Annotated in this window: 24 protein-coding genes; 20 read left to right on the forward strand and 4 right to left on the reverse strand. The window is 39.5% G+C overall.

Going from position 1 to position 22115, the window contains the following annotated elements; genetic code table 11:
- Nucleotides 1-210 precede the first annotated feature (210 nt).
- The 3 genes from LS482_RS19830 to LS482_RS19840 all read left to right on the forward strand — a co-directional run bounded on the left by LS482_RS19830 (nt 211) and on the right by LS482_RS19840 (nt 2314).
- Nucleotides 211-1101, forward strand: a complete 891-nt coding sequence (locus LS482_RS19830) for an MBL fold metallo-hydrolase (protein WP_233029281.1) — start codon at nt 211-213, stop codon at nt 1099-1101.
- 68 nt (nt 1102-1169) lie between these two features.
- A complete protein-coding gene (locus tag LS482_RS19835) occupies nt 1170-1559 on the forward strand; it encodes a nuclear transport factor 2 family protein (protein ID WP_233029282.1) in 390 nt (129 codons plus the stop codon).
- 341 nt (nt 1560-1900) lie between these two features.
- Nucleotides 1901-2314 carry a MoaF-related domain-containing protein gene (locus LS482_RS19840; RefSeq protein ID WP_233029283.1) on the forward strand — a complete coding sequence of 138 codons (414 nt, stop codon included), beginning with the start codon at nt 1901-1903 and terminating at the stop codon, nt 2312-2314.
- Nucleotides 2315-2367: 53 nt separating this feature from the next.
- Here the strand turns inward: LS482_RS19840 and LS482_RS19845 are convergent, their stop codons facing one another.
- Nucleotides 2368-2736 (reverse strand): DUF1801 domain-containing protein, encoded by a 369-nt coding sequence (locus LS482_RS19845; RefSeq protein ID WP_233029284.1) that lies wholly within the window; start codon nt 2734-2736, stop codon nt 2368-2370.
- A 272-nt stretch (nt 2737-3008) separates the two neighbouring features.
- Between LS482_RS19845 and LS482_RS19850 the strand changes: the two genes are divergently transcribed.
- The 6 genes from LS482_RS19850 to LS482_RS19875 all read left to right on the forward strand — a co-directional run bounded on the left by LS482_RS19850 (nt 3009) and on the right by LS482_RS19875 (nt 8314).
- Nucleotides 3009-3554, forward strand: coding sequence for an alpha/beta hydrolase (locus tag LS482_RS19850; RefSeq protein WP_233029286.1), 546 nt, complete (start codon nt 3009-3011; stop codon nt 3552-3554).
- 226 nt (nt 3555-3780) lie between these two features.
- A complete protein-coding gene (locus tag LS482_RS19855; protein ID WP_233029288.1) occupies nt 3781-5076 on the forward strand; it encodes an NPP1 family protein in 1296 nt (431 codons plus the stop codon).
- A gap of 347 nt (nt 5077-5423) precedes the next feature.
- The gene (locus LS482_RS19860; RefSeq protein ID WP_233029290.1) at nt 5424-5918 is read left to right on the forward strand and encodes a DinB family protein; all 495 of its coding nucleotides are present in this window, start codon (nt 5424-5426) and stop codon (nt 5916-5918) included.
- A 127-nt stretch (nt 5919-6045) separates the two neighbouring features.
- Nucleotides 6046-6507 carry a hypothetical protein gene (locus tag LS482_RS19865; RefSeq protein ID WP_233029291.1) on the forward strand — a complete coding sequence of 154 codons (462 nt, stop codon included), beginning with the start codon at nt 6046-6048 and terminating at the stop codon, nt 6505-6507.
- Nucleotides 6507-6962, forward strand: coding sequence for a GNAT family N-acetyltransferase (locus LS482_RS19870; protein ID WP_233029292.1), 456 nt, complete (start codon nt 6507-6509; stop codon nt 6960-6962). The genes LS482_RS19865 and LS482_RS19870 overlap by 1 nt, the downstream gene beginning before the upstream one ends.
- Before the next feature lie 65 nt (nt 6963-7027).
- Nucleotides 7028-8314 carry a TlpA disulfide reductase family protein gene (locus LS482_RS19875; RefSeq protein ID WP_233029294.1) on the forward strand — a complete coding sequence of 429 codons (1287 nt, stop codon included), beginning with the start codon at nt 7028-7030 and terminating at the stop codon, nt 8312-8314.
- 214 nt (nt 8315-8528) lie between these two features.
- Here LS482_RS19875 and LS482_RS19880 read toward each other — a convergent pair whose 3' ends face one another.
- The 3 genes from LS482_RS19880 to LS482_RS19890 all read right to left on the reverse strand — a co-directional run bounded on the left by LS482_RS19880 (nt 8529) and on the right by LS482_RS19890 (nt 9943).
- A complete protein-coding gene (locus tag LS482_RS19880) occupies nt 8529-8894 on the reverse strand; it encodes a DUF1304 domain-containing protein (RefSeq protein ID WP_233029296.1) in 366 nt (121 codons plus the stop codon).
- Nucleotides 8895-8967: 73 nt separating this feature from the next.
- Nucleotides 8968-9435 carry a nuclear transport factor 2-like protein gene (locus LS482_RS19885; protein ID WP_233029297.1) on the reverse strand — a complete coding sequence of 156 codons (468 nt, stop codon included), beginning with the start codon at nt 9433-9435 and terminating at the stop codon, nt 8968-8970.
- 331 nt (nt 9436-9766) lie between these two features.
- Entirely contained in the window at nt 9767-9943 is a 177-nt protein-coding gene (locus tag LS482_RS19890; RefSeq protein ID WP_233029299.1) for a hypothetical protein, read from the reverse strand.
- Between the two features lie 1100 nt (nt 9944-11043).
- On the opposite strand from LS482_RS19890, the gene LS482_RS19895 reads away from it, so the two are divergent.
- The 11 genes from LS482_RS19895 (at nt 11044) to LS482_RS19940 (ending at nt 22064) form a co-directional block, all read left to right on the forward strand.
- Complete coding sequence (locus LS482_RS19895) at nt 11044-11616, forward strand: RNA polymerase sigma factor (protein ID WP_233029301.1); 573 nt, start codon at nt 11044-11046, stop codon at nt 11614-11616.
- Nucleotides 11617-11697: 81 nt separating this feature from the next.
- Nucleotides 11698-12636: a FecR family protein gene (locus tag LS482_RS19900; RefSeq protein ID WP_233029302.1), complete on the forward strand. Its 939-nt coding sequence runs from the start codon at nt 11698-11700 to the stop codon at nt 12634-12636.
- Nucleotides 12637-12756: 120 nt separating this feature from the next.
- Nucleotides 12757-16152: a SusC/RagA family TonB-linked outer membrane protein gene (locus tag LS482_RS19905; protein WP_233029304.1), complete on the forward strand. Its 3396-nt coding sequence runs from the start codon at nt 12757-12759 to the stop codon at nt 16150-16152.
- A gap of 122 nt (nt 16153-16274) precedes the next feature.
- Nucleotides 16275-17774 carry a RagB/SusD family nutrient uptake outer membrane protein gene (locus LS482_RS19910; protein ID WP_233029305.1) on the forward strand — a complete coding sequence of 500 codons (1500 nt, stop codon included), beginning with the start codon at nt 16275-16277 and terminating at the stop codon, nt 17772-17774.
- 337 nt (nt 17775-18111) lie between these two features.
- Nucleotides 18112-19095: a metallophosphoesterase family protein gene (locus LS482_RS19915; protein ID WP_233029306.1), complete on the forward strand. Its 984-nt coding sequence runs from the start codon at nt 18112-18114 to the stop codon at nt 19093-19095.
- Between the two features lie 70 nt (nt 19096-19165).
- Nucleotides 19166-19318: a hypothetical protein gene (locus tag LS482_RS19920; protein WP_233029307.1), complete on the forward strand. Its 153-nt coding sequence runs from the start codon at nt 19166-19168 to the stop codon at nt 19316-19318.
- Nucleotides 19319-19448: 130 nt separating this feature from the next.
- Nucleotides 19449-19769, forward strand: coding sequence for an ArsR/SmtB family transcription factor (locus tag LS482_RS19925; protein WP_233029308.1), 321 nt, complete (start codon nt 19449-19451; stop codon nt 19767-19769).
- The gene (locus LS482_RS19930) at nt 19766-20266 is read left to right on the forward strand and encodes an SRPBCC family protein (RefSeq protein WP_233029309.1); all 501 of its coding nucleotides are present in this window, start codon (nt 19766-19768) and stop codon (nt 20264-20266) included. Before LS482_RS19925 ends, LS482_RS19930 begins: the two co-directional genes overlap by 4 nt.
- The gene (locus LS482_RS19935) at nt 20263-20472 is read left to right on the forward strand and encodes a hypothetical protein (RefSeq protein WP_233029310.1); all 210 of its coding nucleotides are present in this window, start codon (nt 20263-20265) and stop codon (nt 20470-20472) included. The genes LS482_RS19930 and LS482_RS19935 overlap by 4 nt, the downstream gene beginning before the upstream one ends.
- A gap of 246 nt (nt 20473-20718) precedes the next feature.
- On the forward strand, nt 20719-20841 hold the full coding sequence (locus tag LS482_RS21830; protein WP_367890583.1) for an integrase core domain-containing protein: 123 nt from the start codon (nt 20719-20721) through the stop codon (nt 20839-20841).
- Nucleotides 20842-21026: 185 nt separating this feature from the next.
- Nucleotides 21027-22064 (forward strand): helix-turn-helix transcriptional regulator, encoded by a 1038-nt coding sequence (locus tag LS482_RS19940; RefSeq protein ID WP_233029312.1) that lies wholly within the window; start codon nt 21027-21029, stop codon nt 22062-22064.
- The last annotated feature ends 51 nt before the right edge of the window (nt 22065-22115 follow it).

Genomic DNA, 22115 nt, shown 5'->3' on the forward strand with positions numbered 1-22115 from the left:
GGCTGTGAAATTGTATTTTAGTTATTTAGGCATCAAGCACGAACTCATTAACTGAATAACTCAATAACCTGTCCTGCTGTCCTACGTCTGAACTGCAACAATGTCTACAACTTTTAGGATTGATCCCAGATTTCATTTATTGAACTTGTTCAATGTTTTTGGGCATCGGGTGGTTGCATCTTTGTCTTATTAATTTAAAACAAGACCGAAATGCAATCAATTGTCTCAAAAACATTCTTAATCCTCTTAATTTTATTCAAAATGGAAGCACAAGCGCAAAGTTTCAAAACTATTGAAACAAACAATCTCAAACTTGAAGTTTACAACGCCTCGGAAAACAATTTGGGCATAGCATCGGTTATCGTCTCCGGTAAAACAGATGCTGTCTTAATCGATGCACAATTTACTTTGGCAGATGCCGAAACAGTAGCGCAACAGATTAAAAAATCAGGGAAAAAACTTACGACCATTTTTGTAAGCCATGGCGACCCTGATTTTTATTTCGGATTGGAGGTATTCAAAAAATATTTTCCGGAAGTAACAGTTTATGCCACACCTGCCACTATCGAGCATATCAAAGCCACTGCACAAAAGAAATTAGACGTGTGGGGCGACCGCCTGGGCAAAGCCATTACCTCTAACGTTGTTTTGCCGCAAGTGTTGCGAGGCAATAGTATTGCGTTGGAAGGGCAGAAGCTGGAGATTACAGGATTGGAAGAATTTCCTTCAAGAACATTTGTGTGGATTCCTTCTGTCAAGGCCGTTGTAGGTGGTATCAATGTCTTTGGCAACACTTTCCACTTGTGGATGGCCGATGCGCAAACCGCAGAAGCCCGTAAACAATGGATTTCGGTATTGGACAAAATAGAAAGTTTGCATCCTGCAATCGTAATTCCCGCACACGCAAAATCAGCATCAGCATTTGATATATCGGCAGTCGAACACACCAAAGAATACATTCGGTTTTACGAAGAAGCACTTAAAACAAATAAAACCTCCGAAGCATTGATCAGTACATTAAAAACAAAATACCCTGATCTGACTTTTGAAATTGCCCTGCAAATAGGTGCAAAAGTAAACACGGGTGAAATGAAATGGTAAATTCGATAATAAGTTTTAACTTGACAATGCTTTTGGCGTTGTCAAGTTGTACTTTTAATAACACAACAATGACAAATCTCGAAATTGTAAAAAGTACTTACGAGGGGAAAACTTCGGAAGAAAACGGTAGAAACCTTGCCAAATATGTATCCGAAAATATCCGTTGGACAGAAGCCAGAGGTTTTCCGTATGGCGGTACTTACACAGGTTTGGAAAGCATCACCAGAAATGTTTTTACCCGGTTGGGAAGCGAATGGATAGATTACAAATTTACCCCCGAAGATTATATTGCCGGTGATGATAAAGTGGTTGCTTACGGTACATATACGGGAACTTACAAAAAAACGAACAAACCTTTTGAAGCCAGGGTAGCCCATCTTTGGAAATTGAAAGATGGAAAAATAATCAGCTTTGAGCAATTTGTGGACAGCAAAATGGTGGACGAAGCGATACGATAAACACTACACTTATACTGGAGTGTTAGCCGCAAGCTAAAAAATCGAAAATGGATAACAAACTATATCAATTTTATTGAGTTATACGTATAGTTTCCATGTAGTTCTTTGTGCAACGCTGTGCAACCTTTGTGAGTTTCTGTGGTTAGAACAAATGCTGCTGTTGATTAACCACTAAGTACACGAAGTAGGTCACAAAGTACACAGAGAAGGGCTCTTTTTAAAAGATTCATATGTCATATGTTTTTAAGTGGCCAATAATTTCATCGATCTATTTATCAATTGAATAAAAATAGAATTTATGTGTATAACTTTACAATTTTATAAACAATAACATTATGAACATGAAAAACGCAATTTTAGCCATTATGATTTTAACCTCAATCATATCTTGTAAAAATAAAAATGAGACAAAAAATATGAAAACAACTCAGGACGAAAAAAATAGCACTGAAGAAATGGTCACTTTATCCGGAAAAACATTTGAATACAATTATGGTGATTATGTTTATGAAGTAAATTTCAAGTCAGGGGATAAACTGCATTGGAAATGTATAAAAGGAGACGATAAAGGAAAAGAAGCTGACGAAACCTATGCCACACAGCGACTGAATAACTATACTTTTTTTATTTCGTGGATTGAGAAAGACGGACTGGGTGTCAGCCAGGTTATTAACCTGAATGATCATACTGTAAAAACTTTTTTGAGAATTGGAAAAGAAATAATACCTCTTACAGGGACAATTCGTGAGTTATAGAAATAACGGAATAAAAGCAAACAGGTAACAAAGTAACCGGCGCACGTAAGCTTCTATTTGATTTTTATCGTTCCGTTTCTGTATAAGTCTAACGCTTCATTTAGTAGCCGTTTAACGGTGCGAATGGGGATGTCCTTGTTGGGGTTAATTCTGAAAATCTTCATTCTTGAACGGTTCCCTTCTTCCAGTTCCGGATGGTCGAGATATTTTCCTTCTACCATCAGTATATAGGGTTCGTCCGTTTTTTTGTCAGTCCACAGATAGCTGAACATCTTTTTTTTATAACAGAAGCAGGGCATTCCCCACTTCCGCGTTTCGGTAATATTTTCGTCCTGTTCAAGGATGATATTACGCAGTGCAAGTAAGCAACCTTTATGGGGTTCTTCCTTGCTTAAATAATAGTTGTCAATATCCTGAAGCATAAGTAAATTGTTTATCGTATGATTGTGCAGCCTTCGCCAAATACTTTTTTGAGAATACCCCATTTCTTCGATGGAATAGCACTTTAAACATACAAAAAATGATAAACAAAATGATGAATAATCTATGAAATAATGAATACCTGAACGGGATGTTAAAATGGTGTTTTTGTGTTATTTATATTTTAGTCTTCGTATTAAAAATAAGAGGGATTGTGTATATTTGGGTATTGGCGGTCATTTAAGGACACAGCTGTTTGAAAACAATTATAAGAATGAAGAAACAAGTATTATTTATACATGGTGGAGGTGAAGGCGGTTATGAAGCAGACACTAAATTAGCAGATTCCCTCAGAAAGGAATTGGGAGATGCCTATGAGGTACATAACCCTGAAATCCATTTTAACGACACGCTTCCGGATTTCGGATGGCTTAAGCAAATCGGGAAAGAGATATCCTTGATTAAGGAAGAAATTATTTTGGCGGGACACTCTTTTGGCGCTTCAATGCTTTTGAAATATCTGTCGGAAAACCGGATACAGAAAAAAATTGACGGCCTTTTTCTTATCGCTGCACCGTATTGGAGTGGTGACGAAGATTGGAAACAGGGCATTAAGCTGCACAAGCGTTTTGCAGATAGCATACCAAAGGATATTCCGGTTTTTCTCTACCAATGTAAGGATGACGAAGTAGTACCGTTAGACCATCTCGAATTTTATACACAAAATCTGCCGCAGGCAACGGTTCGCATAATAACCAGTGGGGGGCATCAACTTAATAATGACCTGTCGCTCACAGCCAAAGATATGAAGTCGTTGTAAAAATCAAAGCCTATGGACAGGGAAACTGACTTAATTTCCAACAACTGCATATCCTCACGTATTTTTCCTTCCGGCACCTGCGCATAAATCCGGGGGTAAAACTATTTCTGTAAACAAAAGAACCTCTATTAATATTTTTTTAACTTTTCATTAACTTTTTTTCAATGATGTGTTTGGTACACTTAAGTACTTTAGGGGAACTTTTTTAACCCTAAATCTTAATTCGATGAACACCAAAAAGAAGATCAAAAAAATCACGCTGTTCTTCGCTCTTTGTACATTAATGTACGGATGTAGCGGGGATACCGATTCACTTCAAAGTGAAGTAAACCAAACCGGGCTGGGGGAAGTACAGGAAAACATTGCTCTGAACCCGGAGAAAACCACCATGCTTAAAAGCAATAATGACTCGATTGTCAGATATAAGCTGATAGCTTCGGGTAAAAACCGGGAAAACGCCTTGTTTGTAGAGCTCTCTTCAGGCCGGCCCGGAACGCTTACCGAAGGGACATATGATTTCCATACCGGTAAACCCGAAGGAAACGTTCCCGGCATCATTTACGGGATGGTACTTCCGGACAATGGAAAACCGGCAGGCATCACCGGCGGAAGTGTCATCCTGAAAGGAGGTAAAGCCGGTAAGTATGAGGCTACGCTCCGTCTGGATACGGAAAATGGGAAAAAACTGGATGAAACATTGTATATTGACGGTATTACGGAGGAAAAGAAGCATGGAAGTGCTAAAGTAGAAGCTGCTTCCACGTGTACCGGGTGTACCGATAATTTTCAAACCTGGGTCAGTGAGGCCGAAGCCCGGAGCTGGGCGGCCCGTTATGCTCCTTATGTAAAATTTGACCAGGCTGCTTCTACTTATCCCGATGATATTGAAGTCATTTGGAATGCCTCTACGAACCGGGACTGTGGCCAGCAGTTGGTATTGAGTGACCAGAGTATTATCGAGAACCGGAATACCGGTTTTACCACTTATTTTGACGTACAGATCAGTCCTGACGACAGTAGGAGAGTATTTATCGATTACTGGTGGGCATATGCCCGGCAACCCAATTGCATAGGAGATACGGGCGGACACGATTACGATTGGGAACATGTAGTGATCCAGTTCAACCGGAATACCTGGACCCCCTCAACCATTACCTTTTTTCAGCACGGAGGATGGTATACCCAGAACCTCACCACAAACAGGGATGAAGTGTATGTGGGTAAAGTGGCCCACGGGGCTTATCACGACAGCGGAGGTATCGGAGGCTGCCTTTACTATGCCGATTACCGCAATCCCGGCATTACGGTAGATATCGCCAATAACCTTTACCAGTTACGTTGTTCCGATCCTATTCTCAGCGCAGACGTAAACTGGGGAAGGCCTGGCAAAAGTCCGTTATGGAGAGCAAGAGACTATTGGAACTTTGCCCCCTGTAAAGGAGATAACCCATTAGGCACCCATGGCTGTGCACGGGGCGATTATAAAGATACAGCGTTGGGGGCAATAGAACGAAGTTTTTAATCAACTTGAAATAAATATCCAGGGGTTAAAGAATGGATGTGGTATTCCGGGAACACAAATTCCCGGTGGCCGTCTTTTCTTTAACCCTTTTCTTATTGTTTATACCATTTCTGAAAGCAGCTATAGGAGTAAAACAAAAAATATCTGCCAACGCCGTGTAAACATAGTAACGGTTAAATTTCCTGCCAAAAATTCAACTCTTTTTGCTATTTTGGTTGGCTCAGCGGAAAATACTTGAGTATTTTTCCGTTACTGACTTTACACAAACACATTGTGCTCCGCCAAATGTCAAGGAAAGAAAATTTAAAAGAAGCAAACTATTACTAAAATAACAGTAAATTAAAGAAATGAATCAAGGATATATCAACTATGCCAACTATAATATCTGGGCAAATAACAGACTAATAAACAATTTGATAGAACAAGACGACGAACTCTTAAACAAAGAATTTGTTGGAAGTTTTCCGACAATTCGTGCCACGATTTTACATATTTGGTTTGCTGAAACAGGTTGGCTTTCCCGTTTGAATGGAAATGGATGGGAAACATCAAGTGTTACAAACTTTACCGGAACCAATAATGAACTATTTAAGAAATGGCTAATGACTTCTGAGAGATTCAAAAAATTTGTAGAAAAAGCTGATTTAGAAAAAGAAATTCAATTTGAACATAAAGGAGAGAATTTTTCAATTCCGGCACGGGAAATAGTTCAAACAGTTTTTAATCATGGAAGTTATCATCGCGGACAGGTAGTAATGATGATGCGACAATTAGGGATCTCAAAAGTATCACAAACAGATTACATCGAATGGGTTCGAGAAAAGGAAAGAGGTAATATCTAATATCACAGAAAAGGCGAGAGCATAACAGGGACTATAGTTCATTAGCGGCCGATTTTCCTCTCGGAAAATCACCGGAGGACTTTTCCGCAACGAAACCATAGCCTCCTCCGTGCAAACCGAAAAAATTATGGACAAATACAGATCAAGACCAATAAAATTTAAAGAAACAATTGAAATAAATGACTGGAGAATCAAAGTATATACCATTACAAAAGGAGAAAATTTCTACCATCCGGAATTTTACAAATCAGTTAAGGAGAAGCTGCCGGGTTGGTTATCTTTAAAAAATTCTTTTAATAACGACAATAGCAATATCGGTTTCCTGATACTGCATTCGGGAAATGAAGGTGTTTTTTCCGTAATGAATTGGTGGGTAGGTGAAAATATGTTGAACACACATATCTTTTTCTCTGATTACCGATCAGAAGGTGATTTCAAACAGATTTCGGGAGACGGACTTGCTCCTTGTGTTTGGGAACTTGAAGTGATTTATCACGAAAAAAAATCGTGGACAGAAAATGTTCTTAAAAAATTACCTGACGCTGATTATGATACATATATTTTAGATACGATAAACACAAATGTATAATGCATAATAAACCTATAATCAGATTTGCCCGGGAAAGTGATTTACCGGAACTGGTACGTCTATGCCAACTACACGCCCAATTCGAAAAGTCGGAATATGAACCTGGGGGTAAAGAAGAATTACTGAATAACCATCTCTTTGGCGAAAGACCTTCACTGTACTGTCTTGTAGCTGAGCATAATCAAAAATTGATGGGCTACACCAGTTATATGAAACAATTTTCAACCTGGGATGCAAATTGTTATATCTATATGGATTGCCTTTTCCTGACCGAAGAATCAAGAGGTTTTGGAATCGGGGAAAGGCTTATCGATCAAATTAAAGAGGAGGCTAAAAAAATGGACTGTTCTTTAATTCAATGGCAGACCCCTAAATTTAACAGAAGAGCTATGAAATTTTATGATAGAATTGGAGCTTCCTCTAAAACAAAGGAAAGATATTTTTTAACTTTATAAATTAAGATAACCGGCACAGAACAATTGGTATAGTAAATGGCTTCAACCCGCCAAACCGCAAAGTTTTGGCAGATTTAAAACCGAAATCTAAAATGAAATTTATTACGAAATTCATCTTATTCCTAACAACAATATTTTTCTTCGACTGTTCGCCTGAAAAAGAACAAGTTTTACAACTTAACGGAAAAACGGTTGGAACAGATACGAAATCAATTATATTAGTAAAACCAAATCAGGATATGAGATTTGATTCATTAATTGAAATTCCTGTCAAAAACGGAAAATTTCATTTTGAATCTAAGCTTAAAAATTCAGAGGCAGTGAATCTTTTTCTTGGAGAAGCCAAAGAAAATGGGGGAGGTCGATATATGCCTTTGTTTCTGGAGAACGAAAACATTAATTTAACCATTTATGCAGAAGAAGAATTTGACAAAAACAGTGTTGAAGGAGGAAATTTAAATGCGCAATACAAAAAGTTTAAACAAAATTTTGAGAATAAATTTAATGATAGAGTAAAACCACTTCAAGATAAAATTAGCGTACTTTTTAAAAATGACGAATATAATAGTGATAAAGCCAAAGTTCTTTATGCAGAATTGCGTGAAGCAAAAAATCAAGATGAAAAAGTCGTTATCTATAAAAAAATAGATGATTTAAGAAAAGCTGATCAACACTTGAGTCCTAAAGCAAAAACTTTAGAAGATGCATTAAAATCTATTTATGATGAACAAAAAAAGTTTCAACAAGAATACATAGAAAACAATCCTACAATTGTTGCTTACTCTTTCTTATTAAATGACTTAATCTTCAATAAGGAAACAATAGCTATTAATTTAGCTAAAAATGCTTTTCAAATACTTTCAAAAGCAAACCCTAATCATCCATACAATGATTTAGCTTCTAACTTAATAAATGCTATTGAAAACATAAAAGTGGGAAAAAAATATTCTGACTTTTCTGCACCTGATTTGAATGGTAACAAAATAAAGCTATCAGATAAAATTAAAGGAAAAGTTGCTTTATTAGATTTATGGGCAACTTGGTGTGGACCTTGTATAGCTAAAAGCAGAACAATGGTGCCCCTTTATAATGAATACAAAGATAAAGGGTTTACAATTGTTGGAGTTGCCGGAGAATTTAAGAATACAGACAAATTAGTTAAATTCCTTGAGAAGGAAAAATGGGACTGGTTAAATTTGGTAGAGCTCGACAGAGAAAATACTATTTGGCAAAAATATGGCGTTGATGGCGGAGGTGGCGGAATGTTCCTGATAGACAAAAAAGGAATAATTATAGCAAAAGACCCAACAGCAGAAGAGGTTAGAAAGGAATTAGAATCCCGACTGAATTAAAAAGACTTTGCAGAACGATAGCCTTCCCTAAAAACAGTTTCCAGGGCGAAGGGATTGAATCAATCTCCAACCCCTCAAATTTTAATGCGTTGACTTTTTCTCTTTTTATTGATTTTACAGACTTAATTTGAGGTTCGTACTCTTGTGTCTCACCTCTTGGTTTGAATTATGACAAGTGTTTAGAAGCAATGCTATTAATGTTATTTGAAATATTTTATGCTATAATTACTAAATAAATTATTGCGATTATAGCTGGTAAAGCTTGTATAATAAAGATTTTTCTGCTTGCACTTATTGCTCCATAAATCCCTGCAACGGCCACACAAGTCAAGAAAAAAAGTGCAATGTTTTTTGACCAAATGATGTCGGATATAAAAAATGTCCAGATGAGTCCTGCAGCTAAAAAGCCATTGTATAGTCCTTGATTAGCGGCTAATCCTTTTGTCGGCTTAAATAAATTTTCGGGCAGGGATTTAAATGTTTTTTTGCCTATCGTTTCCCAGGCAAACATCTCAAAATACATAAAGTAAAGATGTTCAATGGCAATTATTCCAATTAAGATTTTCAGTACTGTTTCCATATTATTTATCTGTTTACAGGGGTTCGGTAAAATTGCCACCAACACACAACTGTCAGGTACGGTTTTTATGCCATTACCAATATTCAAAAATCCGGGATATTTTTCCGTTTACAAACTCGAAAAGCGTCATTTGTGGTTCTCCATCTATGATTTTGCCATCTTTTCTTTCAACAAAGCTTTTTTGAACAACCACAGCGTTTAGTCCGATAATTTTGTCAATTATTTTTATATCCGTGACTCTGCCGTTATAGCGTCCGTTTTTTTGATTCCTGACAGATCCGTTATACAGCTCCTCCCTTGTATAAGTCCCTCCATATTTTGGATGAACATATTCAAAGTCATCTGTGAAAAGTTCAAAGATGCTGTCAATATCTTTGATTGTTGAGTTCGCTTGAAACATTTTAAGGTTCAAATCATAATATTTCTTAACAACAGTATTTAATGAATCCTTATGGGCTTTGGTGACATCCTGTGCGATAACGTGGTTCATTGCAAAAAGAAGTGAAAAAACAGAAATTGAAATTTTCAAACGTGTTTTCATATCGGATTTTGTTGTTTTGAATTGTACCTAACGCAAATATACACAATTAACAATTTCAGCCACTTAGAAGGTCACATTTCACCAAACACCAATATTTACCCGGCTTCAGAAGAATTGTTATTGATTCGTCATTTTATATATCATTCATTATTTTGTATATCAGTTTGCAAAAATTTTTAGCGACTCAATATAAAACCATACTATCAAAATATTTTACGACTTTCCACATTATCACAAAAATCTCTGTTTCCGAATTATAAATTCAAAACCAAGGGGGAATAGCAAGAGGGTAATAAGACCAAATATGCAGACTTTGGAAAGTGTAATCGAATTATCCCTTTTTCAGAACCCCTTCTAACGAGGCTTTATGGCCAAAATAAAATCCTCGCTTTTTACCCTCCTTGTCATACATGGCTTTCAACACCTTTTTATGGCGTGACGATTTGATATTCACGGCATTTCCCTTGCTGTACCACCGGGCCCGCCTGTCTTCAGAAGGCCGGGACATTTTTCCGCTTTAAAGCCCGGAAAACGGTCATTTAAGGGATTGCGTATACGCCGGAAGGGGTCCGGTATGCTGCATACGCCATCCTGTTGACCGCTTACCCGGTTACTTATGCCGCATACGCAATGGCGCAAGCGGCGTACCGGGTTATGTTTGCAGCGTAAGGGAATGGGGATGCGGCGTAGTGAACCCGGTTTACTGCATACACAACCCTGTTGACCGCATACAGGGTTGCTTATGAATTCATACTCAACGGCGCAAGCAGCGTACCGGGTTGTGTTTGCAGTGTAAGGGAATGGGTATGCGGCGTAGTGAACCCGGTTTACTGCATACACAACCCTGTTGACCGCTTACCCGGTTACTTATGAATTCATACCCGACTGCTTAAGCGGCGTATCGGGTTACGTTTGCAGCGTAAGGGGATGGGTATGCGGCGTAATGAACCCGGTTTGCTGCATACACACCCCTGTTGACCGCTTACCCGGTTACTTATGAATTCATACCCAACGGCGCAAGCAGCATACCGGGTTACGTTTACGGCTTAAAGGAATGTGTATGCGGCAAACCCAACCCGGTTCGGCGTATACGCAATCCCTTAAATGGCAAAAACGGGCTCCGGATCATCCGGCCGGGAATACGATATGCCGGTCCGGCAACAAAGGAAGACAAACCTTTACCGGGGGGCTGCCCGTCTTCAACCTGCCGGAGAGCCGGTAGTGGAGTCATCTGCCGGGTAGTGCTATCACTGCCGGCACCGGGTTTGCGGAGATGCTTACAGTGGCAGCCCGGGGGTGTTCCCGAACCCGGATGGCCGGGTAGGGGATATTTGCAGTACCACAAGGGGCACATTTGGCCAGCTATTATTCCTTATCGCTTAACAGCTACAGAACACGACCCGAAACCGGACTGTTTAACCTGCGAAACATTACAGGTTTCGGGCCGCTCCCTGTCGGGCAACGGACATCAGAGACAAAATAGCCTGTAAATAATATGCAAAATACCGGACTAATGACTCACTTTGTCCGTTCGTAAATGGCTAATTAACCATTATTTAATGTAGGAAGGACTTAATTTTTAAGGAGACTTTGTGTTATTTTGCCTGTATGAATAAAAAAGAGGCGGATATTACCAACCACATGCTGATGGAACGGATTAAAAATTCGGATCACCGTGCTTTCAGCTTACTTTTTGATCGCCTCTGGGAATCTTTATATACCCGTGCCTATACCATATCCGGAGACAGGTCGCTTTCTAAAGATGTAGTACAGGAAGTGTGGATTAATTTCTGGGAGCGAAGGCAGGACATAGAGAACACCAATGTGGAGTCGTATCTTTTTCAGGCCGTACGTTTTAAAATATACAATGAACTTCGAAATATAAAGTTGAGTAGAACGCATTTAAAGGATTTTCTGAGTGAGGCCCCTTTAAAAACTGTAAATGATACCGACCATCAGATCCGTTATGAAGAGGCAAACCGGGCGTTAAAAAAGGATATGAGCCTATTGCCGCTGAAGAGCAAAAAAATAGTTGAACTGAGCCGGTTGCAGGGAATGACCAATGAAGAGATCGCAAACAGGCTCGGGATTTCACCGCGAACAGTTGAAGCACATCTTTCCGATGCCCTGAAATTCCTGAGGACAAAAATGCTGTTTTTACTATATTATTTCTTCATTTAATATTTTGGTAACGTTTTATTAACTTTAAATTAACGTTGTAATTCCCGTCTATGGTATCTGGTAGTAGAAGATATGCGTAACATGACGGAAACAGAATTAAAACGGCTTATAGAAAAATTTATAAAGGGCACTGCCACCCGGGAAGAAGAACAGCTGCTGGAGGCCCTGGAAGAAGAAGTCTGCGAAAAGTACAGGCGCCAGACCTTCGCTGATACCCGCCATCGGCAGAATATCAAATCATCTATCTACAAAAAAGTCGTTTCCGGGATACACAGGAAAAGAAAGTCGAGGAAATGGCTATACGTTACGGCAAGTATTGTGCTCTTATGCGGGATCATTGGTTATACATTTATGAATACCCGAAATCAGATAACTACGATAGTCAATAATTCGTCAGATGTAAAAGCCATAACCCTGGATGATGGGACCCGGGTGATTCTGAACACCAGCAGTGCCTTATCTTACAATGAGAAGAATTATAACCGTAAAGACCGTAAGGTTAAATTACAGGGCGAAGCCTTTTTTGATGTTATCAGTAATCGATCAAGCCCTTTTGTTGTTACTGCACACGGGCTTCAGACAAAAGTACTCGGAACTAAGTTTAATGTCGGAAGCCAATCGGACCGGGTAACCGTGGCCCTGGTGGAAGGAAGTGTCCGGCTGGAAGGCAAGGGCGGAAAACAGCTTTTAAAGCCAAACCAGAAGGCGGTCTATGATATAAAGGCACAGCACCTGCAAATCAAACCTTTTGAAAAAGGCCGGGAAATGGCATGGATGACCCGGGATTTTAATTTTGAAAATACTCCCCTGAAAAAAGTTACAGCCCTGCTTGAGGAGCGTTTTAACGTAAACATACGTTTTGCAGCACCGGAGATCGGCGAGAAAAAAATCACAGCACATTTTGAAGGAGTAAGCATGGAATCCATCCTCGCATCCATTACACTGGGAGGCGGGCTGGAATACGAATATGTTACCGAAAAAGAAATATTAATCCATAAAACAGATGAGCGTATGAAATAAAGGACATTTAAAAAAAGGAAGCGCTGCTACACACTTCCTTTATTACAAGATTATTCATTCTTAACACGCATTTCTCACATACCTGATAAAGAATTTTGAATAAACCTTGCCTAAAAAATTATGGAAAAACTATTTTTTACCTGTCACACGGCCTGTGCCCGTACTTTTACTGTTTTTTTAATATTGCTCGGCCTCCAGAGCTTCTTTGCAAATAAAATGAAGGCCCAGGATTTAAATGAGACATCGGTCGTACTCACAAAGAGTGAATACAAATTTAGTGAATTATTTAAAGAAATTGAGCAACAAACACCTTTCAGGTTTACCTATTTTGAAGATGAAATAAGCACAGACAGCCGTTACAATACTTCAGAAAAAGAACCTGGTCTGAAACAGCTTCTGGATGATATCTCTCGGAAAACAAATCTTGACTTCTATCCAAAAGGTAAGATCATTACGGTATCCCGGGCTAAACCCGGAAAAACCGCGAATACGAATGCCGCCGTACAACGTATAATTTCCGGCACGGTTACCGATGCCGAACAGATACCATTGCCCGGGGTATCCGTTGTTTTAAAGGGAACCCAAAAAGGTACGGCCGCAGATTTTGACGGGAAGTTTCAGATACAGGCTGCTGCCGGAGATGTTCTGATCTTTTCGTATATCGGCTATCTCACCCGGGAAGTTACCGTCGGTGAGAATTCAATACTGAATGTCCGTTTGCAAACGGACACTAATGAATTAAATGAAGTTGTCGTTGTAGGATATGGCACGCAGAAAAAAGCGGATCTGACCGGTGCGATATCCTCCGTAGATGTGGAATCTTTTGAAAATATACCAACGCCCCGTGTAGATCAGATGTTGCAGGGCAGAGCGGCAGGGGTAGAAGTGAAATCGATAAACGGATCTCCGGGAGCCGGTACTACGATCAGGATCCGGGGAAGCCGATCGATCAATGCATCCAATGAGCCCTTGTATGTCATTGATGGAATTGTGGGAGCCGGGGACCTCAATACCATCAATCCCGCCGATATTGAATCCATAGATATTTTAAAAGATGCTTCTGCAGCGGCTATATACGGATCCCGGGCTTCCAATGGTGTCGTCATCATTACCACAAAGAACGGGAAACCCGGAAAGGACCGGTTTCATTTTTCCGCAACCTATGGTATATCGGAGTTAACACGCTCAGTAGATATGATGACTACCGAAGAATATATTCCCTTCATTAACGAAGCTTATGAAGACCGTACCGGGGAAGTCCTTTACCCGGACCCCGATTCCGTTTTGGAGCGCGTAGGTCCTGGCGGAACAGACTGGATTGACGAAATTATTCAAACCGGAACCTATGCCAATTATGACATGGCGGTTTCCGGGGGGAACGAAGACTTCACCTATCGCTTCTCAGGAAATATAGTCGATCAGAAGGGCATTGCTATCAAATCCACATACAGACGTTATCAGTCCCGCCTTAATATGACCAAAAAATTCTCTTCCCGTTTGAAAATGGGAGTCAACATTAATGCAAGCCGCTATTACAGGGAACCCGGTTCAAACATCAATTTCGGGTCTAACTCAGGATGGTCGTCCTCCATGATCACTTTACCTCCCACCATGCCGGTCTATAATGAAGACGGGACCTTTAACAGCTATAATCCCGTAAGGTATACCGGGGGAGGGCATGTTAACACGGCTGTGGCGGCGGCTCACCTGAACGACGCAAAAACTACATACAATAATTTGCTGGGAAGTGTTTACGGGGAATTTGAAATATTGAAAGGGCTCAAATTAAAATCCTCTTTCGGGACACGGCTGGCCAACAGCCGTTACAACTTTTACAGGCCTTCGTATGCCCCGGCAAATGTTGCGAATGACCGGGAGTTCGGCGATGCGCTTTCCGATATTTATCACCGGTATTATGTATTGAACGAAAATACTTTAACATTCGACCGGTCCTTTGGAAACCATCATTTGAACATACTCGGAGGGTTTACGTTTCAGCGGCGTATTGATGAAAGGGTCTATGTCAGGGGAGGCGGCCTGACCAACGATATCGTCAAATGGAATGATTTTGAAAGCATTCCCCAGGATCAGCGAAATACCGTTTCACATTATAATGAAAACGCACAAACATCATTTATCGGCAGGATCGGGTATGATTTCAACAAGAAATATTATGTGACATTTACGAGCCGTTATGACGGGGCTTCTAATTTTTCTGCGAATAAAAAGTGGGGGTATTTTCCTTCCCTCGGCATCAGGTGGAGGGCTTCAAAAGAAGAATTCTATAAGAATTCCGGTATCGCCGACGTATTGACGGACCTGTCCTTTCGGGCAAGCTATGGAATTTCCGGGAACCAGGGCATTTCAAACTATCGGTCGCTTGCCACCCTGAGTGCCGATGAGACGAGTTATATTTTTGGCGACGAACCGGTTTTTGGGTATACCCAGGGGAGACTCGCCAATGATAACCTCTCCTGGGAAACCTCGAGGCAATTAAACATAGGGGCCGATATACAACTGTTAAAAGGGCGCTTTAATTTGTCTGCCAATTATTACCGTACCACAACAGACGACCTTTTGCTTACAGTACAAATGCCCAGACAAACCGGTTATGGCAGCCGGTTAAAGAATTTGGGAGAAACCTTAAGTAAAGGCCTGGAATTTGAGTTGGACGGAACAATTATCCGGGGCAACGATTTTTCCTGGAATGCTGTTGTAAATATAGCCACCAATGAACAGGAGGTTGTAGACATCGGTGCTCTCGGAAGGGTTGCTCTGGACGATAACGGATACGGAGCCACCACAAATTTCCTGGAAGTAGGGGTCCCCATCGGGGCCAACTTTGGTGTGGAGTATATGGGAACATGGAAAAATCAGGAGGAGATCGATGCGGAACTGGCAAAACCGGAAGAAGAAAGGACCCTGGTTTCGACCTCTAACTTTTACCAACCGGGAAAACCGAAGTACAAGGACCATAATGGAGACGGAGAGTTAAATTCAGACGATTATCATTATCTGGGCACACCTAACCCCAAACTTTACGGAGGAATTGGAAATACGCTCAGGTATAAGAACCTTACACTGGACTTCTTTTTACAGTTCGCCGAGGGAAATACCATGTGGAATTATATTGAGTTTTTCGTGGGGACAGGAACCTATCTTACCAACCAGATGAAGTATATGAAAGACAGGTGGACGCCGGAGAATCCGGATAGCGATATACCGGGTGTAAATTCACGTGATAATATCCCCAGTACACGTTTCCTGCACGATGCCTCATTCCTGCGGCTCAAGAGCCTGAGCCTGAGCTATGACCTCAGTCCCCTGGTCTTCCCCGGGAAAGATAAACGCCTGTCGGTTTATCTTTCAGGGACCAATCTGTTTCTGATTACCAGATACAATGGCTTTGACCCGGAGGTAAACACCGGGGGGACCAGCTCAACGGTACGTGCCAGGGATAATGGCGCATACCCTAATAGCAGTACGTTCACCATGGGTTTTAATCTTGAATTATAAAATAAAAACGCATCATGAAATGCCCATGGCCAAATTTCTGGACACCAACCGATATGATCATTAGGGCATTCCTCCCGATAATCATCGGGATGACCTATGAAAAACAAATAAAAAAAGAACAGATGAAATTAAAGATCAAAAATATATTTTTAGTAGTTATACTCATTATAACAACTGCAGGATGTGAAGAAGCACTTGTAGAAAATCCGAAAAGCATTATTTCACCGGACAATTTCTTTACTACCGAAGATCAATGTATACAGGCAACTAACGGTTCGTATGCCGGTCTGCCCCGTATTTTCGGACAACAGGACCTGTGGTCATTGACTTTTGCCGGGACTGATCTTTTTATGTTTAACGGCGGAAGCCAAACGATACATGCCGTACAAAATTACAATTTCTCACCGGCCAATGCCCAAAACAGCTATGACACGTGGAACAGATGCTATGATGCCATAAAAGATGTTAACCTGGTCATTGCAAGGGTTTCGGAAGCACCGATAGACGATAGCCTGAAAGAACGCCTTATAGGGGAGAACAAGTTTTTACGGGCTGTATATTATTATATTCTGAGCAATACTTTCGGAGAGGTACCGCTATGGACCGAAGAACTGGATGTCGATGTGGTCAGCGAACTTCCGAGAGCTCCGCTGGCGGAAGTAAGGGAACAGATCATTACGGACCTCAATGATGCTTCAGATCATTTACCCTGGCCTTCTGAATACGGTGCAGAAGAAACAGGAAGAGCAACAAAGGGGGCTGCACTGGGCCTGCTGGCCAAAGTCTATCTCTTTAATGAAGATTATGCAAACGCAAAACGTACGGCCGAAGCTGTAACGGCATCGAATGAATATGCATTATTGGATGATTATTCGGAATTGTTTGATATGGATAATACCAATAATAAGGAATCTGTCTTTGAAATTCAGTTCAAAAGAGATGCTTCGACCAATACCAATTACATCATCAACTATTTTTACACCTGGTTCTTACCGGTACCGGATTCAGGAGGAGGTACGTATGGAGGGGTAGATTTCGGAAACTCCAATTTGATCAGTTATCACGAATTTTATCCCAGCGCCAGATTGATCTCCCTGTATGCCGAAGATGATACCAGAAAAGACGAGGTTTTAGCGTATGAATACGAGGGGCAGCCGTTTACTTCCCTGCCCGAAGCGGACAGGCCCTGGTTTGGCCCCAAATTCTGGGACCTGACAGCATCACAACGCGCAAGTGAAAAAAACCTGTACTTTATGAGGTATGCCGACGTGTTACTCATTCTGGCGGAAGCAGAAAATGAATTGGGAAATACGGCAAATGCAATATCGCAATTAAACAAAATACGTTTCAGGGCAACGGGTAAAAATGATGTTGATATTTCAATGGCTCAGGAAGAAATCCGTCGCTTTATTATGGATGAGAGGGCAAGAGAACTTGTAGGGGAATTTAACCGGAAATGGGATCTGGCCAGATGGGGGAACCTGGTAGATGCTGTTCAGTCGTTACCCCCCGACGACAATGTCGAAGGGGCGGCCAATGTCCGGGACTACCATGAGGTGTTTCCCATTCCATTCGATGAAATTGTACAAAACCCGAATCTTGAACAAAATCCGGGATACTAACCAGAGTCTCCCCTGTCCGTCCCTTTTTTGACCTGTTCTGTTCGGAGTTTTGATTGGTTTCAGTTTCGGGTGCAAACCCTGCTCCCGATAACCATAGGAATTATTGCATCATTTTAGTAATGCTAAAAAATTATAGTCGGGTTATTGGGTTACTTAGGCATCACGCATTAACTCAATAACCCATTAACCTAATAACTCATTAACCTAATAACCCAATAACCTAATAACCCAATAACCCAATAACCAAAGCGCAATTTCATGGCGCATCCAAACCTATGTACCTTTCAGTACAGAGTAGTATAGTTAAAGATTTGAGTATCCCGCAAAAATATTATCAATGAAAAGGAGAAAATTCGTAAAAAATACGGCCTTGGCCCCTTTGATTGCCGGTAGCTTATTGCACTTAAACGGCTATAGGGAAAGGAAAGATCATACCCCGTTGAAGATCGGCTTATGTGCAGATGTCCATCAGGATTTTATACCCGACGGACCTGAACGTCTTTCTGCTTTTATTGATGCCATGACTACCCGGAAACCCGATTTTATTATTCAACTGGGAGATTTCTGCCAACCTGATCCCGCCAATATACCATTTATGAATATATGGAACCGTTTTCCCGGTCCGAAATACCACGTCATCGGAAATCATGATCCCGAAGGTGAATATACACAGGATGAAGTCGTAGATTTTTGGCAGGCCCTGGGAAAGTACTATTCTTTTGACCTTAAAAACTATCATTTTGTGGTCTTGAATGGAAATGAGCGAAATCCTGCGCATGAAAAACCCTGGAAATATGAAAGATATATCTCAAAAGAACAATTGAGATGGCTGAGTGATGATTTAAGGAAAACAGATAAGCCGGTTATTCTTTTTTGTCATCAGGGAATAGATGTGGGCGGTATAGAAAACTCACTGGAGGTAAGGCGTGTATTGGAACTGGCCAATGAAGAAGCCGGATTTAAAAAAGTCCGGATAGTTTTTTCAGGGCACCATCATAAGGATTATGTCAATTTGTATAATGACATCCTTTATATCCAAATCAATAGTATGTCTTATCATTGGCAGGGGAAAGCATCGGCAACAAGTCCGTATGGAGAGGAACAACATAAAAAATATCCGTTGTTGAAATATATGGCGCATTACAAAGACCCGTTGTGGGCCTTAATGGAAATTTCATCAGACGGATCTTTAAAGCTGGAAGGCGTTGAATCGACTTTTTTGGGGAGTGCATTGCACAAACGGGAAATTTCAAAAGGAGAATTTACGTACCCCGCAGTTTCCCGCATTTCTGACCGGGAGTATAAATTGTTTATGGATTGATTTTTCTTGAGGATACACATATTTATTTTCCAATTATACCTTACGGACATCAAAGCAATATTTGACGTGGATGGAGGGCGACATATATACTATAGTGAAATATGAGACCCCGGTAAACGGGATGTATTGTATAGATACGGACACCACGAATGTTAATATGGAACAATTCCCGACATCTAAAGGGGATATTCATCGCGAAACCGGGGAGCAAATATTAAGTTAAAATCAAAAAAAACGAAATTGACGACTCCAACATATTCTTCAAAATTCAAAAAAAAGTTTAAAAAATTTGCGAAACTAAATAGTTGCGTATATATTTGCAACCAAACAGCTTCATAAATAAGCAAGTCAAAATGAGAAGAGATATCTTTCAAGCCATTGCCGACCCTACAAGAAGGGCAATTATTGCCTTAATTGCATTGCATTCAATGACACCCAATGCAATTGCAGAAAACTTTAAAACTTCCCGGCAATCTATTTCAAAACACCTTCGTATCCTTACAGAATGTGAATTAGTAAATCAGGAACAACGAGGCAGAGAAATTTATTACTCGCTTAAAATCGAAAAGATGAAAGAAATTGACGAATGGCTTGAGCAATACAGAAAAATTTGGGAGGCTCGATTTAACCAACTTGATGAAGTATTATTAACAGTTAAAAATAAGAAAAAATGAAAAACAATCTGCAATTTAACTTTACCGTTGACAAAGCAACTAAAACGATATTCATAGAGAAGGAATTTGCGGCAGAACTTTCATTAGTTTGGGATGCATTTACAAAACAGGAAATTCTTGACCAATGGTGGGCGCCACAACCGTGGAAGTCTGTAACAAAATATATGGATTTCAAAATTGGCGGGCGTAGATTTTATGCTATGGTAGGTCCGGAAGGACAAGAACATTGGTCTATTCAGCAATATTCTTCCATTAGTCCGAAAACCAATTTCAAAATGTTAAATGCTTTCGCAGACAAAGATGAAAATCCTGATTTGCCGGGTTCCAATTGGGATTTGAATTTCAACGAACAAAACGGAATGACAAAAGTGAGTATTACTATTAAAAATGACTCGCTCGTTCGGATGGAAAAGATGATTGAAATGGGCTTTAAAGAAGGATTTACTATGACGTTAAACCATTTGGAAAATCTATTGGCAACTTTATCACAAAAATGATTTACGTTTTCAAAACAAATATCAAAACTAAATCACAGGTAAAAAAACTCAAACCACATATTGACAAAATTCTGCCGGGAGGAGAATGGAACTTTGACCTTGAAGATTGTGACAAAATTTTGCGTATTGACTGTAAAGAAAATATCGTTTTGAATATTATTGATTTACTGAAAGCCCATAAATTTGACTGTGAAGAATTAGAGTAAAAAACTGCTGCTAAAACGTATATAAAATAGCACTTAAGGACTTAACTTTAAGCTTGGCCCTTTTCTGCTATTTTTGTTTTTAAACCGAAAAAGAGCACACTCAAAATGTAAGCAGATGCCAGTTTGGATAACCAAATGCTCAAAGATATTCTGTCAAAAAAATTCTGTGGCCTTCCGACAAAAGCATAAAGTGAGTGGTTTATTTGATCAAGGAATATCAAGTATCTATTCAAGACGCCTGAAGCGTTGAACCAAGTCCGGAGTGCGAAAAAGCGAATTGAAATCCGTTATATCCAACCGGGAAAGCCTATACAAAATGGCTGGATAGAACGATTAAACAGATCAGAGAAGATATATTGGATGCTTTAGTTTAACGATTTACATCAATTACGATCACTAAATAATACTTGGATGGATGATTATAACACTACTCCAGGGTCGGTAAAGAATTCTTCACTGAATCTAAATGATATTAATGAAAATTTATTGAATTTAGCTGAGTCTTAGATTGGATTAGAGAAGTTATCTCTATAAAATTAAAAAACTAATGAAAAATGAATTTTGATAATCAGCTATTATTCTTCTTTAGTGCTTTAGGGGCATTTAACAGTTCTTTTTTAAGTATCTATTTTTTCTTTGCTTCTAAACCTAAACATTTTTCAAACTATTATTTGGGAGCACTGCTGGCTGTTTTAAGTATCCGTATCTGGAAGTCCGTCTTTTTTTATTTCAATCCCGATCTATCTAAATTTTATTTACAAATAGGATTATCTGCCTGCTTTCTCATCGGGCCATTTTTGTATTTCTTTATAAAATCAAGGCTGTCAAATTCTGAAAGAGAACTAAAAAATGACTATTTGCAATTAGTTGTTTTGGTATTGTTAATTCTTACAGTTGGATACCTTTATCCTTATAAAACTTATCCTGAACTTTGGGGAAATATATTCTATAAAGCCATAAATTATCAATGGTTGATTTATATCATTACCTCAGCTTTTATTCTTAAAGATGTCTTTAAGAAAATTTTTAAGAAGTCTGCCACATTAACTTCAAATGAAGTGTGGTCATTAAGTGTGTTTTCAGGTGTTTTTATAATCTGGATGGCCTATTTTTTTGCTTCATATACATCATATATAATGGGAGCTTTATCTTTTTCATTTGTATTATACTTGTCATTTTTATTGTTTTATTATAAAAGAGAAAAAGCCATTTCTTCTCCGGAACAAAAAGAAAAGTATGTGGGGCATAAAATTAGTGAGAAAGAAGCTAATAAATTACTTTCAACTATTGATACTGTTCTGAATAAGCAGGGGTTGTTTAAAAATCCTGATTTGACCTTGCCACAATTGGCTGAAGAAATTAAAGTTCGACCTCACTTAATTTCCCAACTATTAAATGATAACCTAAACAAAAACTTTTCTTTGTTTATTAACGAATATCGCATTGAAGAAGCGAAAAGAATTTTAGATTCAAATCGCAATTTAAAAATTGAAGCCATTGCAGAAATGTGTGGTTTCAACTCTATTAGTACCTTCTATTCCGCATTTAAAAAAATAACCAACACCACTCCAGCCAAATATTCTAATTCTTAAGAATTTATAAAATTCCTGATATATACATTAGGAATTTGAACGTATAAATCC

The sequence above is a fragment of the Sinomicrobium kalidii genome (genome assembly GCF_021183825.1).
In the GTDB taxonomy this organism is placed as follows: domain Bacteria; phylum Bacteroidota; class Bacteroidia; order Flavobacteriales; family Flavobacteriaceae; genus Sinomicrobium; species Sinomicrobium kalidii.

Coding starts and splice junctions, on each gene's coding strand:
- LS482_RS19830 (WP_233029281.1), top strand. CDS start 211: ATGCAATCAATTGTCTCAAAAACATTCTTAATCCTCTTAATTTTATTC.
- LS482_RS19835 (WP_233029282.1), top strand. CDS start 1,170: ATGACAAATCTCGAAATTGTAAAAAGTACTTACGAGGGGAAAACTTCG.
- LS482_RS19840 (WP_233029283.1), top strand. CDS start 1,901: ATGAAAAACGCAATTTTAGCCATTATGATTTTAACCTCAATCATATCT.
- LS482_RS19845 (WP_233029284.1), bottom strand. CDS start 2,736: ATGCTTCAGGATATTGACAACTATTATTTAAGCAAGGAAGAACCCCAT.
- LS482_RS19850 (WP_233029286.1), top strand. CDS start 3,009: ATGAAGAAACAAGTATTATTTATACATGGTGGAGGTGAAGGCGGTTAT.
- LS482_RS19855 (WP_233029288.1), top strand. CDS start 3,781: ATGAACACCAAAAAGAAGATCAAAAAAATCACGCTGTTCTTCGCTCTT.
- LS482_RS19860 (WP_233029290.1), top strand. CDS start 5,424: ATGAATCAAGGATATATCAACTATGCCAACTATAATATCTGGGCAAAT.
- LS482_RS19865 (WP_233029291.1), top strand. CDS start 6,046: ATGGACAAATACAGATCAAGACCAATAAAATTTAAAGAAACAATTGAA.
- LS482_RS19870 (WP_233029292.1), top strand. CDS start 6,507: ATGCATAATAAACCTATAATCAGATTTGCCCGGGAAAGTGATTTACCG.
- LS482_RS19880 (WP_233029296.1), bottom strand. CDS start 8,894: ATGGAAACAGTACTGAAAATCTTAATTGGAATAATTGCCATTGAACAT.
- LS482_RS19885 (WP_233029297.1), bottom strand. CDS start 9,435: ATGAAAACACGTTTGAAAATTTCAATTTCTGTTTTTTCACTTCTTTTT.
- LS482_RS19890 (WP_233029299.1), bottom strand. CDS start 9,943: ATGTCCCGGCCTTCTGAAGACAGGCGGGCCCGGTGGTACAGCAAGGGA.
- LS482_RS19895 (WP_233029301.1), top strand. CDS start 11,044: ATGAATAAAAAAGAGGCGGATATTACCAACCACATGCTGATGGAACGG.
- LS482_RS19900 (WP_233029302.1), top strand. CDS start 11,698: ATGACGGAAACAGAATTAAAACGGCTTATAGAAAAATTTATAAAGGGC.
- LS482_RS19905 (WP_233029304.1), top strand. CDS start 12,757: ATGGAAAAACTATTTTTTACCTGTCACACGGCCTGTGCCCGTACTTTT.
- LS482_RS19910 (WP_233029305.1), top strand. CDS start 16,275: ATGAAATTAAAGATCAAAAATATATTTTTAGTAGTTATACTCATTATA.
- LS482_RS19915 (WP_233029306.1), top strand. CDS start 18,112: ATGAAAAGGAGAAAATTCGTAAAAAATACGGCCTTGGCCCCTTTGATT.
- LS482_RS19920 (WP_233029307.1), top strand. CDS start 19,166: ATGGAGGGCGACATATATACTATAGTGAAATATGAGACCCCGGTAAAC.
- LS482_RS19925 (WP_233029308.1), top strand. CDS start 19,449: ATGAGAAGAGATATCTTTCAAGCCATTGCCGACCCTACAAGAAGGGCA.
- LS482_RS19930 (WP_233029309.1), top strand. CDS start 19,766: ATGAAAAACAATCTGCAATTTAACTTTACCGTTGACAAAGCAACTAAA.
- LS482_RS19935 (WP_233029310.1), top strand. CDS start 20,263: ATGATTTACGTTTTCAAAACAAATATCAAAACTAAATCACAGGTAAAA.
- LS482_RS19940 (WP_233029312.1), top strand. CDS start 21,027: ATGAATTTTGATAATCAGCTATTATTCTTCTTTAGTGCTTTAGGGGCA.